The following is a 15575-nucleotide window of genomic DNA, read 5'->3' as shown; positions in this document are numbered from 1 at the left end:
CATCATTTATCCCTTCATGCCGGAGAACTGGATCGAGTCCACGAGCCGGCGGCCGAAGAAGACCACCAGCAGCAGGACCGGGACGACCGACAGCGCCGAGCCCGCCATCAGGCCGGTCCAGTCGGGGGAGGTGTTCGGCGACTGGCGCAGGAAGATGCCCAGGGCCGCGGTGAGCACCCGGGTCTCCTCGCCCGGCGCCACCAGCAGCGGCCACAGGTAGTCGTTCCAGGTCCACACCGCGGTGGTCAGGGCCAGGGTGAGCAGCGGGCCCTTGGTCATGGGCAGCACGACCCGCCAGAAGATCGTCCAGCGGCCGGCGCCGTCGATGAGCGCCGCCTGCTCGACCTCGCGCGGGATGCCCAGGAAGAACTGGCGCAGGAAGAACACCGCGAACGGCGTCATCAGCAGGCTGGGCGCGACCAGCCCCTGATAGGTGTTCAGCCAGCCCAGCTCCTTGACCAGCACGAAGTTGGGCAGCAGCGTGAAGATCGGGGGCACCATCAGCGCGGCCACGAACAGGCCGAACAGCGCGTCGCGGCCCCGGAAGCGCAGCCGGGCGAAGGCGTAGCCGCCCATCGCGCACAGCAGGGTCTGCACGACGGTGATCAGGCCGGTGTACACGACCGAGTTGCGCAGGTAGAGGAAGAAGTCCAGCTCGGCCCCGGAGCCCCCGGCCGCGCGGGCCTCCTCCCTGCCGACCAGGCCGAGCACCCGCTCGAAGTTGATCAGGGTGGGGTTGTCGGGCAGCAGTCCGGCGTTGTCGGCGGCCAGCTCGCGCCCCGGCGTGATCGCGGTGCGCAGCATCCAGTACAGCGGGAACAGGGAGATGACGACGGCGGCGATCAGGCAGGCCCACGCCACCACGCGGCCGATCGAGGGCCGGGTGTTTCTGCTCATGTCAGGTCCGAGGTGGAGGCGCGCAGCAGGCGCATCTGGACGAAGGTGAGCGCGCCGAGGACGAGCACCAGGCTCAGCGCCAGCGCCGAGGCGTAGCCCATCTTGAAGTGGGTGAACGCCTGCTCGTAGATGTAGAAGTAGATGACCCGGGTGGCGTTGACCGGCCCGCCCTTGGTGGTGACCGCCACGGTGTCGAAGAGCTGGAAGGAGGAGATCAGCGACACCACCAGCGCGAAGGCCAGGATCGGGCGGATCAGCGGCAGCGTGACCGACAAGAACGTGCGCACCTCGCCGGTGCCGTCGATCGCCGCCGCCTCGTAGATCTGCGGCGGGACCAGCAGCATCCCGGCGTACAGCAGCAGCGCGGTGTAGCCGGTGCCGCTCCAGGCGTTGATCGTGGCCACGCTGGGCAGGGCCAGGTCCGGCGAGGTGAGGAAGCCCTGGTTGTCCAGGCCGGCGGCGGTCAGCAGGTGGTTGAAGAAGCCGAGGTTGGCGTCGAGCAGCCACATCCACAGCAGGGCCGTGGTCACGCTGGGCACCAGCCACGGCACCAGCAGCAGCGAGCGCAGCACCAGCGAGCGGGTCAGGCGGTGCAGCAGCGCGGCCAGCAGCAGCCCGCCGAGGATCTGCATGCCGACGGTGAGCACCACGTAGTACGCGGTGACCTTCAGCGAGTTCCAGAACAGCGGGTCGCCGACCAGCGTCGCGTAGTTGTCCAGGCCGACGAACCGGGGCTCGGACAGCAGGTTCCAGTCGGTCAGGGAGTACCACGCGCCGCGTACCGCCGGATACAGGTAGAACACGGCGAACCCCAGGAAGACCGGCGCGAGGAACCCCAGCGCCGTCCTGCCGTCGCCGTGCCCGCGCCGCCGGGCACGGGCACGGGTCGCCGATTTCGCAAGCGTCATGGCCGTCATCGTCGCGGCATCTCCAGACCTCCTGGGCACCGGGTGAGCCGGTGGGGCGGGATGTTGCAGTCCATGATGGCTGCTTTCGATACCTTGTCAATACCTTCGATAATCCCGGCATTCACCGCGCTGTCCCCGCACATGCGCAAGACTTGACAAGTTATCGAAGGTGCTGGGAGCGTTCGGGGCCATGGCGACTTCAGACTTCGACCTGCTCGTCGTCGGCGACGCGAACCCGGATGTGATCCTCTCCGGCGCGCCGAGGCGCCCGGCCTTCGGCCAGCGCGAGGAACTGGTGGAGGCCGGGCACCTGGTGCTCGGCGGCTCCGGGGCGATCACCGCGGCCGGGGCGGCCCGGCTCGGGCTGCGCACCGCGTTCGCCGGGCGGGTGGGCGACGACGCGGCCGGGCGGTTCGTGCTCGACGCCCTCGCGCGGCGCGGGGTGGACGTCTCCGCCTGCGTGCCCGACCCCGGCGCCCCCACGGCGATCACCGTGGTGCTCGCCGACGGCCCCGACCGGGCCATCCTCACCGCGCCCGGCGCGCTGGACCGCCTCGACCCCGCCGACGTGCCGCCCGAGCTGCTGCGCGGCTCGCGCCACGTGCACGTCTCCTCCTTCTACCTCCAGCCCAAGCTGGCCGCGGGACTGCCGGGCCTGTTCCGGGCGGCGCGGGCGGCGGGGCGTACGACCTCGCTGGACACCAACGACGACCCGGCCGGCCGATGGCGGGGCCTGGAGGAGGTCCTGCCCGTGACCGACCTGCTGCTGCCCAACGACCGCGAGGCCCTGGCGATAGCCGGCCGTGCGGACGGCGATCTGGAGGCCGCGCTGCGCGACCTGGCCGCGCGGGGCGTCACGGCCGTGGTCAAACGAGGCCGCGACGGCGCCCTGTCGCTCGACGGCGACCCGGTCGCGGTCCCGGCCCCGGCCGCCACGGAGTTCGCCGACGCGGTCGGCGCCGGCGACTCCTTCAACGCCGGCCTGCTGGCCGCCCGCCTGCGCGGCCTGCCCCTGCGCCGCTGCCTGGAGGTCGCCGTGGCCTGCGGCACCCTGTCCACCCGCGCCGCCGGCGGCACCGCGGCACAGCCCACCTGGGAGGAAGCCCTCTCGTCATGAGAAACCCGAAGATCGTTTTCATCGGCGCGGGCAGCGTCGTGTTCACCCACGGCCTGCTCGCCGACCTGCTGGCCTACCCCGAGCTGCGCCAGGCCGTGATCGCGCTGCACGACATCGACCCCGAGCGGCTCCAGGTCGCCGAGGCGGTCGCGCACCGCATCGCCGCCGCGCGGGGCGCCACGCCGCGGATCACCGCCACCGGTGACCGCAGGGCCGCCCTCGACGGCGCGGACTTCGTCATCAACATGATCCAGGTCGGCGGGCACGAGGCGACCGTCGCCGACTTCGAGATCCCCGCGCGCTACGGCCTGCGGCAGACCATCGCCGACACCATCGGCGCGGGCGGCGTCTTCCGCGCCCTGCGCACCTTCCCCGTCCTGGACGCCATCGCCGCCGACATGGCCGCGGTCTGCCCCGGCGCGCTGCTGCTGAACTACACCAACCCGATGGCCATGAACGTCTGGTACCTCAGCGGCAAGGTGGCCAACGTCGTCGGGCTGTGCCACTCGGTGTACTGGACCATGCGCGGGCTCTGCGACCTGGTGCGGGTGCCGTACGAGGAGGTCGGCTACCTGGCCGCGGGCGTCAACCACCAGGCGTGGGTGCTGCGCTTCGAGCGCGACGGCGAGGACCTCTACCGCCGCCTTGACGCCGCCGTCGAGGCCGACCCCGAGCTGCGGCGCCGGGTGCGGGTGGAGATGTACCGGCGGCTGGGCCACTACCCGACCGAGACCAGCGAGCACTCGGCGGAGTACCTGCCCTGGCTGCTGCGCCACGACGCCGAGATCGACCGGCTGCGCATCCCCGTCGGCGAGTACGTGCGGATCAGCGAGGAGAACACCCGCGAGTACAAGCGCACCCGCGACGCCGTGCGCCACGGCGCCGAGCTGCCGGTCGAGGGCACCGGCGAGTACGCCCCGCAGATCATCCACAGCGTCGTCACCGGCGAGCCGCGGGTGGTCTACGGCAACGTCGTCAACGACGGCCTGATCGCCAACCTGCTCCCCGGCTGCGTCGTCGAGGTGCCGTGCGCCGTGGACGCGAGCGGGGTGCGCCCCACCCGGATCGGCGAGCTGCCGCCGCAGTGCGCCGCGCTCAACCGCACCTACGTCAGCGTCAACGAGCTGACCGTGCGCGCCGCCCGCGAGGGCCGCCCCGAGCACGTGCGCCACGCCGTCATGATCGACCCCAACGCCTCGGCGACGCTCTCGCTGGACGACATCTGGCGCATGTGCGACGACCTGACCCGCGCCCACGGCGACCTGCTCCCCGAGGCGCTGCGCACGACCCTGGTCAGCTAGCCAGCTCCACCTTCAGCCCCCGGTCGCGCAGCACCGCGACCAGCCCGGGATCGGCCGCCTCGCCGGTGATGAGCAGGTCGATCTCGGACAGGGGGCAGATCGGCGCCATGCAGGTGACGCCCAGCTTGGAGGAGTCGGCGACCACGATGCGCCGGGTGGCCGCGCGCAGCATCCGCTGCTTCATCTCGGCGTCGGGCAGGTTCACGTTGCTGATCCCGGCGTCGGGATGCACGCCGCCGCAGCCGAGGAAGACGGTGTCCACCCGGATGCCCTCGATGATCTTCCCGCCGAGCGGATCGACCAGGGAGTGCTGCTGGCGGCGCAGGCTCCCCCCGGTCACCACCACGGCGAAGCGGGGCAGCGCCGGCTCCAGCTCCAGTGCCGTGCGCAGCCCGTTGGTGAACACGGTGACCTCGGTCAGGTCGGCCCGCGCCACCAGCTCCCTGGCCACGTACGCGGTCGTGGTGCCCGCCCCCATCATCACGCTCTCGCCCGAGCCGACCAGCCGCGCCGCCGCCTTGGCGATCAGCGCCTTCTCCACCGCCGCCGTGCCCAGCGACAGCTCGAACGACGGCTCGGTGCGCGGGGCCGGCCCGGCGACCACCGCGCCGCCGCGCACCCGCCGGATGCGGCCCTGCTCCTCCAGCGCGTCCAGGTCGGCCCGCACGGTCACGCTGGACACCCCGAACGCCTCGGCCAGCTCGGCGACCCGGGCGAACTCCTGCTCCATCAGCATGCCGAGCATCCGCTCCCGGCGGACCTCGGTCGGCATCGACTCGGTCATGACCGCGCGCCCGCCGTACGCCGGATCGCCTCGGGCAGCAGGTCGCCGTGGGCCTCGATCATCTCCTCGCACAAGGCCTCGATCGCGGGCAGCGGCAGCGTGGCCGCGGTGTTCGGATCGAGCATCGCCGCGTGGTGCACGTGCCGCGGATCGCCGTCGAGCACCGCGCGCACGGTCAGCTCCACGACGTTCAGGAACGTGCGGTTGAGCGCCGCGCACTGCGGCGGCAGCTCGCCCACCGGCCGCGGATGGACGCCGCCGGAGTCGACCAGCGCCGGCACCTCCACGCAGCACCCCTCGGGCAGGTTGCCGATCAGCCCGCGGTTGGGCACGTTGACGTAGACCTCCTTCGGCTGCCCGGTGAGCATGGCCAGGATCGCCGCCGCGGCCGGCTCCTGGTGCTGCCAGCGGACCAGCAGCGGCCGGCCCGCCGACAGGGCGCGCCGCGTCTCCTCGTACTGGTGCAGGCTCCGCCCCGCCCGGCGCAGGTACTCCTCCACCGGCACGCCCAGCCGCGCGGTCTCGGCCGCGTGCCGCATGAACCACGGGACGTACTCGGCGGCGTGCTCGCTGGACTGGGTGGGGAAGTGGCCGAACCGCCGGTACATCTCCACCCGCACGTGCCGCTCAAGCTCGGGGTCGGCCTCCAGCACCGCGTCCAGCTCCGGGTACAGCGACCGCCCACCGGCCTCGAACCGCAGCACGAACGACTGGTGGTTCAGCCCCGCGGTCAGGAAGTCGATCTCGTCCAGGCCCCGGCCCACCAGGTCGGCCAGATAGGCATGGGTGTCGCACACCGCGTGGCACACCCCGGCGAACCGCTCGAACCCGGTCGCCTCGTACACCGCCCAGCCCGTCATCGCCATCGGGTCGGTGCAGCTCAGCAGCCACGCGGACGGGCACACCTCGGCCATCTCCCGGCCCAGCTCCACCATCACCGGGATGGTGCGCAGCCCCCGGAAGATCCCCCCGATGCCGATCGTGTCGCCGATCGTCTGCCGCAGCCCGTAGCGGTGCGGGATCTCGAAGTCCCGCAACGTCGCCTCGAACCCGCCCACGTCGAGATGCCCGACCACGAAGTCCGCCCCGAGCAACGCCCGCCGCCGCACCGCACACGTACGGATGCCCGCCCCCGCCCCCGCCTCGGCGTCCAGCGCCCGGACCAGCGCCTCCGCCGTGGCGAGATGCCCCGGGTCCTCATCGTGCAGCACGATCTCCAGCCCGCCCCGCAACGAGGGAGCCAGCACCAGGTCCGACACGACCCTGCGCAGCAGATCCACATCCGCCACGCCCACGAACACAATCCGCGCCATCCTCACCTCCCACCCCGCACGCCGCCCATCCTCCCACCCCGGCCCTCCACCCCGAAGCCCCTCCACCCCCCGCCCTCGCCGGGGAGCGCAAACCGGGACGGGATGCCAGAACCTCCGGAAACCCCACGCCCTCCCGCCACCTCCTCCCGGACAGGGACAAACCGTGGTCTGCATCGAGTCCGGCACGACCGATCCGGCCACCTCCTCCGGAACGGCGACACACCCGGCCCACACCGCGACACCGCTGCGGGCCGGGCGCTGCGGCGGGCATCGCGACGCCGCCCCATGGGGCAGGCGGACGCGGCGGTGGCGTGCCGCGGACCCGCTGCGTGCCCGGACGATGCGGCGCAGCGCGCCGCGGCACGACGCCGGAATCGCCTTCGACCCGGCCGGCACCCCCGCCGCGCGGGCCGCCCGGGCCGCCGCCGGGGCGCGGTGCGGCGCCGTCGCGTGTCCTATCCGGGTTCCGCGCGCTGTCCCGCGTCCGTTCCGCGCCGAGTTGGCCACGGCATCGTCCTGCGCCGGACCAGGCGCGGGCCGCCACGGGAGGCGGCGCGGCACGACGGACGTGGCGCAGCGCGGCCCAGCACAGCCCTGGGCGCATGGAGTGGCCCCGGGCTCCGGCACCGGCGCGTGCTGCGATGTGGTCCGGCCCGCACGCGTGTACGCGCGCACACTACTTGAGCGCCCCGCCCGCACGGCTGGTACGGCCGGCCCCGCCCGATGGTCGGCACGGCCGGCCCCGCCCGATGGTCGGCATGGCCGGCCCCGCCCGATGGTCGGCACGGCCGGCCCCGCCCGATGGTCGGCACGGCCGGCCCCGCCCGATGGTCGGCATGGCCGGCCCCGCCCGATGGTCGGCATGGCCGGCCCCGCCCGCACGGCCGGCACGGCCGGCCCCGCCCGATGGTCGGCACGGCCTGCACGGCCCTCCCCGGCTGCACGGCCCTCCCCGCCCGCACGGCCCTCCCCGCCCCCACGGCCGGCACGGTCCGCAGGGGAGGCGCGGGGCTCGTGGCGCGGTGGCGGGTGGGCCCGGTGTGGGAGTGGCCGCTGGGCTGTGGCACCGGCACGTGTCGGTGGCCGGGTGTGGGTGTGGAGGGCGCGTGCTCTGGCACCGGCGGGTGCCGCGATGTGGTCCGGCCCGCACGCGTGCGTGCGCGCTCACTGCTTGAGCACCCGGTTTCCGTGCGCACCATGCCGTCGCCCGTGCGCAGGGATATCGCTGTCAGGCCACATTCTTGCAACTGCGCGCACTGGCGATCACTGCGTGATCCCTGCGCTGGGCGGGCGTTTTGTGGCTGTAGGTGGCCGTCAGTGCTGGGTTGAACACGCAAGACCTGCGACTGGCTGCTTGACTTTGCAGTTTCTTTCGATAAATCATGCATCTCCGAGCAGTGAGGAGAAGACCTGTGAGCCACACCGAGATCGAGATCGCGTCGCAGCCCGCCTGCTGGGAACGTGCCGTGGGCATGGCGGTGCCGGCGGGGGCCTTGCCCGAGCGGGGGGAGCGGGTCGCCGTGGTGGGGTGCGGCACGTCGTGGTTCATCGCGCAGGCGTACGCGGTGCTGCGGGAGCGGGCCGGGCACGGTGAGACCGACGCGTTCGCGGCCTCCGAGGCGCCGGTTCACCGGCCGTACGACCGGGTGCTCGCGCTCACCAGGTCCGGCACCACCACCGAGGTGCTCGACCTGCTGCGCCGGGTGCGCGAGGGAGGGAGGACGCGCACGACCGCGATCACCGCCGACCCGGGGACTCCGGTGATGGGGCTGGCCGATCAGGTCGTCGTGCTGGAGTTCGCCGACGAGCGCTCGGTGGTGCAGACCCGCTTCGCCACCACCCAGCTCGCCCTGTTGCGGGCGCACCTGGGGGAGGACCTGAGCGGGGCCGTGGCCGACGCCGGGCGGGCGCTCGCGGAGCCGTTGCCGGCCGAGGCGCAGGAGGCGGAGCAGATCGCGTTCCTGGGCACCGGGTGGTCCTACGGGCTGGCGCGGGAGGCCGCGCTGAAGATGCGCGAGGCCTCGCGGTCCTGGACGGAGGCGTACCCGGCGATGGAGTACCGCCACGGGCCGATCAGCATCGCCGGGCCCGGCCGGGTGACCTGGATGCTCGGCGCCGCCCCGGCCGGGCTGCGCGAGCAGGTGGAGGCGGCGGGCGGCGCGTTCCTGGAGAGCGGGCTCGACCCGATGGCCGAGCTGATCCGGGCGCAGCGGGTGGCGGTGGCCCGCGCGCACGCGCGCGGGCTGGACCCCGACGAGCCGATGCACCTCACCCGCTCGGTGATCCTGAACTCACCGTCATGATCGTCACGGTCACGCTGAACGCCGCGCTCGACGTCACCTACGAGGTGGACGGGATCGACTGGGACGGCGTCAACCGGGTCCGGGCCGTGCACCGGCGGGCGGGCGGCAAAGGGGTCAACGTCGCCCGGGTGCTGGCGGCGCTCGGCCAGGAGGTCCTGGCGCTGGGCCTGGCCGGCGGCGCGACCGGCGAGGCCGTGCTCGCCGACCTGGCGGCCGGCGGCATCCCGGCCGCGTTCACCGGCATCGCCGGCGACTCGCGCGCCACGCTGGCCGTCTGCGGCGACGACCGTCGTACGACGCTGTTCAACGAGCCGGGGCCGGAGGTCACCGCGCAGGAGCTGGTTCGCTTCATGGCCGGGTACGAGCACGCGCTGGAGCGCGCCCGCGCCGTGGTGATCTCGGGCAGCCTGCCGCGCGGCGTGCCCGCCGGCGTGTACGCCACCCTGGCCGCGACCGCCGCCCGGCACGGCGTCCCGGCGATCGTGGACGCCGACGGCGAGACGCTGCGCCGCGCGCCCTCCGGACGCCCGGCGGTGATCAAGCCCAACGCCGACGAGCTGGCCCGCGCGGTGGGCGCCGGGCCCGGCGTGGCGGCCGGGGCCGAGGCCCTGCGCGGCGCGGGCGCCGGGGCGGTCGTGGTGTCCATGGGCGCCGACGGCGTGCTGGCCGTCACCGAGGAGGGCACCTGGCGGGCGCGCATGCCGTACCGGGTGCTCGGCAACCCGACCGGCGCGGGCGACGCGCTGGTGGCCGGGCTGACGCTCGGCCTGGTCCAGGGCGCGCCCTGGCCGGAGCGGCTGCGCCGCGCCGCCGCGCTCGGCGCCGCGGCGGTCGCCGCCCCCGTCGCGGGCGACTTCGACGCGCCGTCTACGCCGACGTCCATCCCGCCGTCGTCATCGAGTCCACCCCCAGGTAATCGAGCCCACCCCAGGCAGGAGACCGTCATGCCCCTCGCCGGAATCGCCGGCATCGTCCGCGACGCCCCCCTCGGGGTCGGCGCGTTCAACGTCATCCAGCTCGAACACGCCGAGGCCATCGTGGCCGGCGCCGAGGCCGCTGAGGCGCCCGTCGTGCTGCAGATCAGCGAGAACTGCGTCCGCTACCACGGCGCGCTGGCCCCGGTGGCGCTGGCCAGCCTGGCCGTGGCGCGGGCCGCGGCGGTGCCGGTCGCGGTCCACCTCGACCACGCCACCGACCGCGCCCTGGTCGAGGAGGCCGTGCACCTGGGCATCGGCTCGGTCATGTACGACGCCTCGGCGCTCGACGACGCCGCCAACGTCGCCGCCACGGCGGAGGTGACCCGGTGGTGCCACGAGCGCGGCGTGTGGGTGGAGGCCGAGCTGGGCGAGGTCGGCGGCAAGGACGGCGTGCACGCGCCCGGCGCCAGGACCGACCCCGGCGACGCCGCCGCGTACGTCGCCGAGACCGGCGTGGACGCCCTGGCCGTGGCCGTGGGCACCTCCCACGCGATGACCACGAAGGACGCCGTGCTGGACCTGGACCTGATCGCCGAGTTGCGCGCCGCGGTGCCGGTGCCGCTGGTGCTGCACGGCTCCTCGGGGGTGCCCGACGAGACCCTCCGCGCGGCCGTGGGCCGCGGCATGAAGAAGATCAACATCGCGACGCACCTGAACAAGGCGTTCACCCAGGCCGTACGCGACCGGCTCGCCGCCGACCCCGCCGTGGTGGACTCGCGCAAGTACCTCAAGGCGGGCCGCGACGCGGTCGCCGGCGAGGTCGCCCGCCTGCTCCGCCTGCTGAACGGACGCTGAGCCCGCCCCGGGCCGGGCTCAGGCTCCGGCGGCGTCCTCAAGCCGGCGTACGGGCACCTCCAGCCGCGCCGCCAGGTCCGCCACGGTGGTGCCGAAGGTCTCCAGCACCACCACGCCGTCCGGACGGATGAGGAAGGTGGCCTGCTCGGTGTAGACGCGGTCCACGCAGGCGACGCCGGTGAGGGGGTAGGTGCAGGCCGGGACCAGCTTGGCGGCGCCGTCGCGGGTGAACAGCGACATCATCACGTAGACCGACTTGGCGCCGATGGCCAGGTCCATCGCCCCGCCCACGGCCGGGATCGCGCCGGGCTCACCGGTGTGCCAGTTGGCCAGGTCGCCGCGCCCGGAGACCTGGAAGGCGCCCAGCACGCACACGTCCAGGTGGCCGCCGCGCATCATCGCGAAGGAGTCGGCGTGGTGGAAGTACGACGCGCCCGGCAGCTCGGTGACCGGGATCTTGCCGGCGTTGGTCAGGTCGGGGTCGATCTCGTCGCCGTGGGCCTGGGGCCCCATGCCGAGCATGCCGTTCTCGGTGTGCAGCACCACGCCGCTGCCCAGGTCCAGGTAGTCGGCGACCTTGGTGGGCTGGCCGATGCCGAGGTTGACGTAGGAGCCGCGCGGGATGTCGCGGGCGACGGTGCGGGCCATCTCGTCGCGGCTGAGCGGGCCCCGGCCGAGGTGCTCGGCGGTGCGTGCGCTGGGTGCGGTGAGGGTCACGATGCCTCCTGCTGCGCGGCGTGCGCCGGGCCGACCTCCACGAGCCGGTCCACGTAGATGCCGGGGGTCACGACGTTCTCGGGGTCCAGGGCGCCGACCTCGACCACCCGGCTCACCTGGACGACGGTGAGCGCGGCGGCGGTGGCCATCACCGGCCCGAAGTTGCGCGCGGTCTTGCGGTAGACGAGGTTGCCCATCCGGTCGCCGATGTGGGCGCGGATCAGCGCGACGTCGCCCCGGAGCGGGTACTCCAGCACGTACTCGCGGCCGTCGATCACCCGGGTCTCCTTGCCCTCGGCCAGCGGGGTGCCCGCCGAGGTCGGGCAGTAGAACGCGCCGATGCCCGCCCCCGCCGCGCGCATGCGCTCGGCCAGGGTGCCCTGGGGCACGAGCTCCAGCTCGATCTTCCCGGCGCGGTAGAGCCCGTCGAAGACGTAGGAGTCGCTCTGGCGGGGGAACGAGCAGATCATCTTGCGCACCCGGCCGGCGGCCAGCAGCGCGGCCAGCCCGGTGTCGCCGTTGCCGGCGTTGTTGCTGACCACGGTGAGGTCGCCCGCCCCCTGCTCGATGAGGGCGTCGATCAGCTCGACCGGCATGCCGGCCATGCCGAAGCCGCCGATGAGGACGGTCGAGCCGTCGCGGATGCCCGCGACCGCCTCGGCGGGTGTCGCCGCGACAGCGGTCACCGCGCCCCTCCGGCGGCGTGCGGCGGCGCTGCGGCCGGGGCCTGGGCGGAGGGGGCGCGAGTGGTGGGCGACACGGCGATCCTTCGTGTGTTCGTGATGCGTACGTATGTTCATGAAGCGAACGGGGTTGACTTTATGCGTTCCGCGGCGAGACCTCAAGCGAGCACCCCCCGCGCAGTGCGTCGCGCGGGGGGTGCGGGGGCGGTCGCGGCGGGGCGGTCTCAGGCGGCCCCGCCCCGGGCGGCGCGGCGGGCCCGCAGGAAGATCGTCAGGCCGGTGGCGTACATGCCGGCGCCGAGCAGGACCATGAAGGCCACCGTGGGCCAGCGCAGGTCCGGCGGCATGTACAGCGCCAGGAACCAGCTCTGCTCCGACGCCCCGCCCGACAGCAGCGCGCCGGCCACGATGCCCTGGGGGACCAGCGGGATCGCGCCGAGCGACATGCAGACCATGACGACCGCGCGCTGCCCGGCGGGCAGCTCGGACAGGCTGGACGACAAGCCGCCCGCCGAGCCGCCCGACGGCCGGCGTCCGGTGCGCATGATGTGCAGCAGCTCCGGCCCGTACGCCCGCAGCCGCCGCTCGGCGAGCAGGCCGAACCCCCACGCGAACAGCGCCCCGGTGACCAGCCCGACCGGCACGCCCGCCCACCCGTGGCGCAGCGCGACCAGGCCCGCCGGCACCGCGGTGAGCGCGGCCAGCACCAGCATCAGGTACGCCGTGCCGGTGATCGCGCCGTCGTCCTCGCTGACCCGCAGCGGGTTGCCGCCGCGGCGGTGCGGATCGACGCCCGGCACCAGGCCGTACACCGACACCAGCACCACCAGCCCCGCGCCGCCGCCCAGCGCCGCGGCCAGGACGGCCAGCGGCAACGCCCAGGGGCCGCCCGCGAGCGCCGCGCCGGCCACCGTGACCACGAGGGCCACCGGGGCGACGGTGAGCAGCCAGGCCAGTTGCCTGCCGCGCACGTCGCGGGCGCCGGGCGACATCAGCGTCAGCCACAGGGCCGTGCCGTCGCCGCCGTACAGGTTGGCCGACATGGCCGCGGCCATCAGCACGGCGAGCGGCCCCGCCCAGGGCAGCATCCCGCTCCAGCCGAGCACCAGCGGGGCGCCCGCGAAGCACAGCCCGTACGCCAGCGCGAAGGTGAGCTGGTGGGTGCGCGCCAGGTCGCGCGACCAGGTGCGCAGCTCCTTGGCCAGCACCACCCCCGTGCCCGTGGTGGCCCGCATCGGCCGGCGGCCCCGGGTCGAGGCGCGGGGCGCGCCCAGCCGCCGGGTGAGCAGCGCGGCCCACACCGCGAGCAGCACGGCGATCAGCACGGCCGTGCCCGCCAGCACCCCGGCCGCGTGCGCCCAGCGGCCCGCGGCGGCGGCCTCGGTGGCGACCAGGCCCCAGCCGGACGGCAGTGCGCGCACCACACCGGACGGCATCCGCGCCCCCTGCCCGAATGCCACCGCGAACACCCAGCCCTGGCCGAGGAACGCCAGGATCGCCCCGTTGACCACCCCGGCGGCGACCGCGCCCAGTCGCGAGCGCAGCGCGAGGCCCAGCGCGGCCACCGCGACCTTGGACAGCAGGACGAACACCGCGAGCGTCATAGCCGCCGCGGGCACCGCGACCAGCGCCGCCGCCGCTCCCTGCCGCGCGCCGTGGACCACCAGGCCCGCCAGCGCCAGCAGGCTGATCACCGGCGCGACCCCGGTGAACGCCGCCGCGAGCAGCCCCGCCGCCAGCCTGCGCGGCGGGATGCCGAGCGACGCGAAGTGCTCCGGGCGCAGCGTCTCGTCGCCGCCGCCCGCGAACACCGGCCCGAGGATCCAGCCGAACATCCACACCGCGTACGCCGCCGCCAGCAGGTCGGCGTCGGCCCCGCCGGGCAGGCCGCGCACCGCCAGGAAGACGGTTCCGCCCGCGAGGGCCAGGCCCAGCGCGCCCCCGCTCGTCACGAGCCCGGCGCGTTGCCCCCGCAGCGCGTGCCGCAGCGTCGCGGCCTTCATCCTGGCCATGGTCATCGCGACCGCGATCGTGGACGGCGGAGCGAGCCGCGCGCCCGCCGTCACGACAGCCACGACAGCTCCCGCACCCCGGCCTCGCCGTCGCCGACGAGCTCCACGAACCGGTCCTCCAGGCTGCCCTCGCCCCGGACCCGCTCCAGCGGCCCGGCGGCCGCCACCCGCCCCCGGTCGATCACCGCGACGTGGTCGCAGAGCTGCTCGACCAGCGCCATCACATGGCTGGACAGCACGATCGAGCCGCCCCCGGCGACGAACCCGCGCAGCAGCGTCTTCAGCGTCGCGGCGGAGATCGGATCGACGGCCTCGAACGGCTCGTCCAGCACCAGCAGCCTGGGGCCGTGCAGCAGCGCGGTGGCCAGCCCGATCTTCTTGCGCATTCCGGTGGAGTACTCCACCACCAGGGTCTTCTCGGCCTCCTTGAGCCCGAGCACCGACAGCAGCTCCTCCGCGCGCCCGGCGACCACGTCCGGGGGCAGCCCGCGCAGCAGCCCGAGATAGGTCAGCACCTCGCGGCCGGTCAGCCGCTCGGGCATGGCCAGCCCGTCGGGCAACACGCCGACCAGGGCCTTCGCCTGCCCCGGATCGGCCCACACGTCCACCCCGAAGATCCGGGAGCTGCCCTCGTCGGGCCGTAGCAACCCGACCGCCATGGACAACGTGGTGGTCTTGCCCGCGCCGTTCTGGCCGACGAGCCCGTAGAACGAGCCCTGGGGCACGGTGAGGTCCACATGGTCCACGGCGGTCTTCTCGCCGAACCTCTTGGCCAATCCGCTGACCTGCAGCGCCGCTGTCATTCCGTCTCCGGGGGGTGGTGGTCGGGGGGAGGGTGCCCGAAGGCCGGGTCGCGGGTGGCCAGCTCGAACAGCGTGGCGAACTCCACGGCCAGGTGCTCCAGGTCGAGGCCCGGGTCGCGGAGCATCCGGGCGGGCACGGCGTCGATCGCACCCCGGATCGCGATGGCCATGGCGCGACGGTCGAAGTCGCGGAACTCGCCGGTCTGCTGCCCCCAGGCGAGCACCTTCTCGACATCGGCCAACGCGATCTCGTGCTGCGCGTCGTACGGCCCCGGCCGGCCGCCCTCGCCCCGCTCGTGATTGATGATCTCGACCAGGGCGAGCAGCGGGCCGCGGTGCACCCGCATGAACTCCAGGTTCGTCGTGAAGTACACCCGCAGCGCCTCGGTCGCCGTGGCCGAGGCCACGATCCGCGGCTCCATCATCTCGGTGGCCAGCCTGGCCACCTCGGCCACGACGGCCTGGATCATCTGCTCCTTGCCGCCGAAGTGATAGGAGATCACGCCCGGACTGGCCTTCGCCAGCTTGGCGATCCTCGCCATGGTGGCGTTCGCGTACCCGTAGGACGAGATCGCCTCGATGGCGCACTGGACGAGCTGCGCCCGGCGCGCCTCCTCGATGAACGACCTCGCTTCTGATCGCACGTTCAAAAGATTAGTCGATCATTCAAATCCGCGGGAGGCCCAGCGCGTGGCCGCGTGCGCCCGGCGGCCGGATGTCCCCTGGGCCCGCCCGCCTCCGGCAGGTTCGCGCCGGTCGTGGCCGAGCGGCGGGCGGGGCTCGCCGCCGTCGCGCACCCGCTCGCGCCCCTGGCCGACGTGGTGTCGCGGCCGGCCCCGGCACTACCCCGAGAACCGCTGGGAGGCGCCGCGCGAGGTGGGCGGTGAGGCCGCCCTGCTGTCCGCCCGGCACGATCGCGGCCTGGCGCGGACACGCCCCTCCCCACCGATCCGGCCGCGGCTGCG

General features: G+C 74.2%; 13 protein-coding genes. 4 read left to right on the top strand and 9 right to left on the bottom strand.

Annotated features, from left to right (window positions below):
- Positions 1 to 6 precede the first annotated feature (6 nt).
- Together HNP84_RS42530 and HNP84_RS42525 are read right to left on the bottom strand one after the other, a co-directional pair.
- Positions 7 to 897 (bottom strand): carbohydrate ABC transporter permease, encoded by an 891-nt coding sequence (locus tag HNP84_RS42530; protein ID WP_185055769.1) that lies wholly within the window; start codon positions 895 to 897, stop codon positions 7 to 9.
- Positions 894 to 1805 carry a carbohydrate ABC transporter permease gene (locus HNP84_RS42525; RefSeq protein WP_221337444.1) on the bottom strand — a complete coding sequence of 304 codons (912 nt, stop codon included), beginning with the start codon at positions 1803 to 1805 and terminating at the stop codon, positions 894 to 896. The genes HNP84_RS42530 and HNP84_RS42525 overlap by 4 nt, the downstream gene beginning before the upstream one ends.
- Positions 1806 to 1995: 190 nt before the next feature.
- Between HNP84_RS42525 and HNP84_RS42520 the strand changes: the two genes are divergently transcribed.
- On the top strand, positions 1996 to 2922 hold the full coding sequence (locus tag HNP84_RS42520) for a carbohydrate kinase family protein (RefSeq protein ID WP_185055767.1): 927 nt from the start codon (positions 1996 to 1998) through the stop codon (positions 2920 to 2922).
- Positions 2919 to 4223: an alpha-glucosidase/alpha-galactosidase gene (locus HNP84_RS42515; protein WP_185055766.1), complete on the top strand. Its 1305-nt coding sequence runs from the start codon at positions 2919 to 2921 to the stop codon at positions 4221 to 4223. Before HNP84_RS42520 ends, HNP84_RS42515 begins: the two co-directional genes overlap by 4 nt.
- Here the strand turns inward: HNP84_RS42515 and HNP84_RS42510 are convergent.
- Together HNP84_RS42510 and HNP84_RS42505 are read right to left on the bottom strand one after the other, a co-directional pair.
- Entirely contained in the window at positions 4216 to 5007 is a 792-nt protein-coding gene (locus HNP84_RS42510) for a DeoR/GlpR family DNA-binding transcription regulator (protein ID WP_185055765.1), read from the bottom strand. The two genes, HNP84_RS42515 and HNP84_RS42510, sit on opposite strands and share 8 nt — an antisense overlap.
- Entirely contained in the window at positions 5004 to 6320 is a 1317-nt protein-coding gene (locus HNP84_RS42505; RefSeq protein ID WP_185055764.1) for a family 4 glycosyl hydrolase, read from the bottom strand. The genes HNP84_RS42510 and HNP84_RS42505 overlap by 4 nt, the downstream gene beginning before the upstream one ends.
- 1412 nt (positions 6321 to 7732) lie before the next feature.
- On the opposite strand from HNP84_RS42505, the gene HNP84_RS42500 reads away from it, so the two are divergent.
- On the top strand, positions 7733 to 8623 hold the full coding sequence (locus tag HNP84_RS42500; RefSeq protein ID WP_185055763.1) for an SIS domain-containing protein: 891 nt from the start codon (positions 7733 to 7735) through the stop codon (positions 8621 to 8623).
- Entirely contained in the window at positions 8620 to 10395 is a 1776-nt protein-coding gene (locus HNP84_RS57095; RefSeq protein WP_246519353.1) for a hexose kinase, read from the top strand. The genes HNP84_RS42500 and HNP84_RS57095 overlap by 4 nt, the downstream gene beginning before the upstream one ends.
- 18 nt (positions 10396 to 10413) lie before the next feature.
- Here the strand turns inward: HNP84_RS57095 and HNP84_RS42485 are convergent, their stop codons facing one another.
- The 5 genes from HNP84_RS42485 to HNP84_RS42465 all read right to left on the bottom strand — a co-directional run bounded on the left by HNP84_RS42485 (position 10414) and on the right by HNP84_RS42465 (position 15254).
- Entirely contained in the window at positions 10414 to 11112 is a 699-nt protein-coding gene (locus HNP84_RS42485; RefSeq protein WP_312926936.1) for a 3-oxoacid CoA-transferase subunit B, read from the bottom strand.
- Positions 11109 to 11798, bottom strand: coding sequence for a 3-oxoacid CoA-transferase subunit A (locus HNP84_RS42480; protein WP_312926934.1), 690 nt, complete (start codon positions 11796 to 11798; stop codon positions 11109 to 11111). The genes HNP84_RS42485 and HNP84_RS42480 overlap by 4 nt, the downstream gene beginning before the upstream one ends.
- A 221-nt stretch (positions 11799 to 12019) precedes the next feature.
- Entirely contained in the window at positions 12020 to 13870 is a 1851-nt protein-coding gene (locus HNP84_RS42475; RefSeq protein WP_185055760.1) for a hypothetical protein, read from the bottom strand.
- Positions 13858 to 14610: an ABC transporter ATP-binding protein gene (locus HNP84_RS42470; RefSeq protein ID WP_185055759.1), complete on the bottom strand. Its 753-nt coding sequence runs from the start codon at positions 14608 to 14610 to the stop codon at positions 13858 to 13860. Before HNP84_RS42470 ends, HNP84_RS42475 begins: the two co-directional genes overlap by 13 nt.
- A complete protein-coding gene (locus HNP84_RS42465; protein ID WP_185055758.1) occupies positions 14607 to 15254 on the bottom strand; it encodes a TetR/AcrR family transcriptional regulator in 648 nt (215 codons plus the stop codon). Before HNP84_RS42465 ends, HNP84_RS42470 begins: the two co-directional genes overlap by 4 nt.
- Positions 15255 to 15575 lie beyond the last annotated feature (321 nt).

The sequence above is a fragment of the Thermocatellispora tengchongensis genome (assembly GCF_014202315.1).
GTDB classification, from domain to species: Bacteria; Actinomycetota; Actinomycetes; order Streptosporangiales; family Streptosporangiaceae; genus Thermocatellispora; species Thermocatellispora tengchongensis.
This window is presented reverse-complemented; position numbering and strand designations above follow the sequence as displayed.

Excerpts from the sequence above, each read along its gene's own strand:
- HNP84_RS42530 (WP_185055769.1), bottom strand. The coding sequence starts at position 897 with ATGAGCAGAAACACCCGGCCCTCGATCGGCCGCGTGGTGGCGTGGGCC.
- HNP84_RS42525 (WP_221337444.1), bottom strand. The coding sequence starts at position 1,805 with ATGACGCTTGCGAAATCGGCGACCCGTGCCCGTGCCCGGCGGCGCGGG.
- HNP84_RS42520 (WP_185055767.1), top strand. The coding sequence starts at position 1,996 with ATGGCGACTTCAGACTTCGACCTGCTCGTCGTCGGCGACGCGAACCCG.
- HNP84_RS42515 (WP_185055766.1), top strand. The coding sequence starts at position 2,919 with ATGAGAAACCCGAAGATCGTTTTCATCGGCGCGGGCAGCGTCGTGTTC.
- HNP84_RS42510 (WP_185055765.1), bottom strand. The coding sequence starts at position 5,007 with ATGACCGAGTCGATGCCGACCGAGGTCCGCCGGGAGCGGATGCTCGGC.
- HNP84_RS42505 (WP_185055764.1), bottom strand. The coding sequence starts at position 6,320 with ATGGCGCGGATTGTGTTCGTGGGCGTGGCGGATGTGGATCTGCTGCGC.
- HNP84_RS57095 (WP_246519353.1), top strand. The coding sequence starts at position 8,620 with ATGATCGTCACGGTCACGCTGAACGCCGCGCTCGACGTCACCTACGAG.
- HNP84_RS42470 (WP_185055759.1), bottom strand. The coding sequence starts at position 14,610 with ATGACAGCGGCGCTGCAGGTCAGCGGATTGGCCAAGAGGTTCGGCGAG.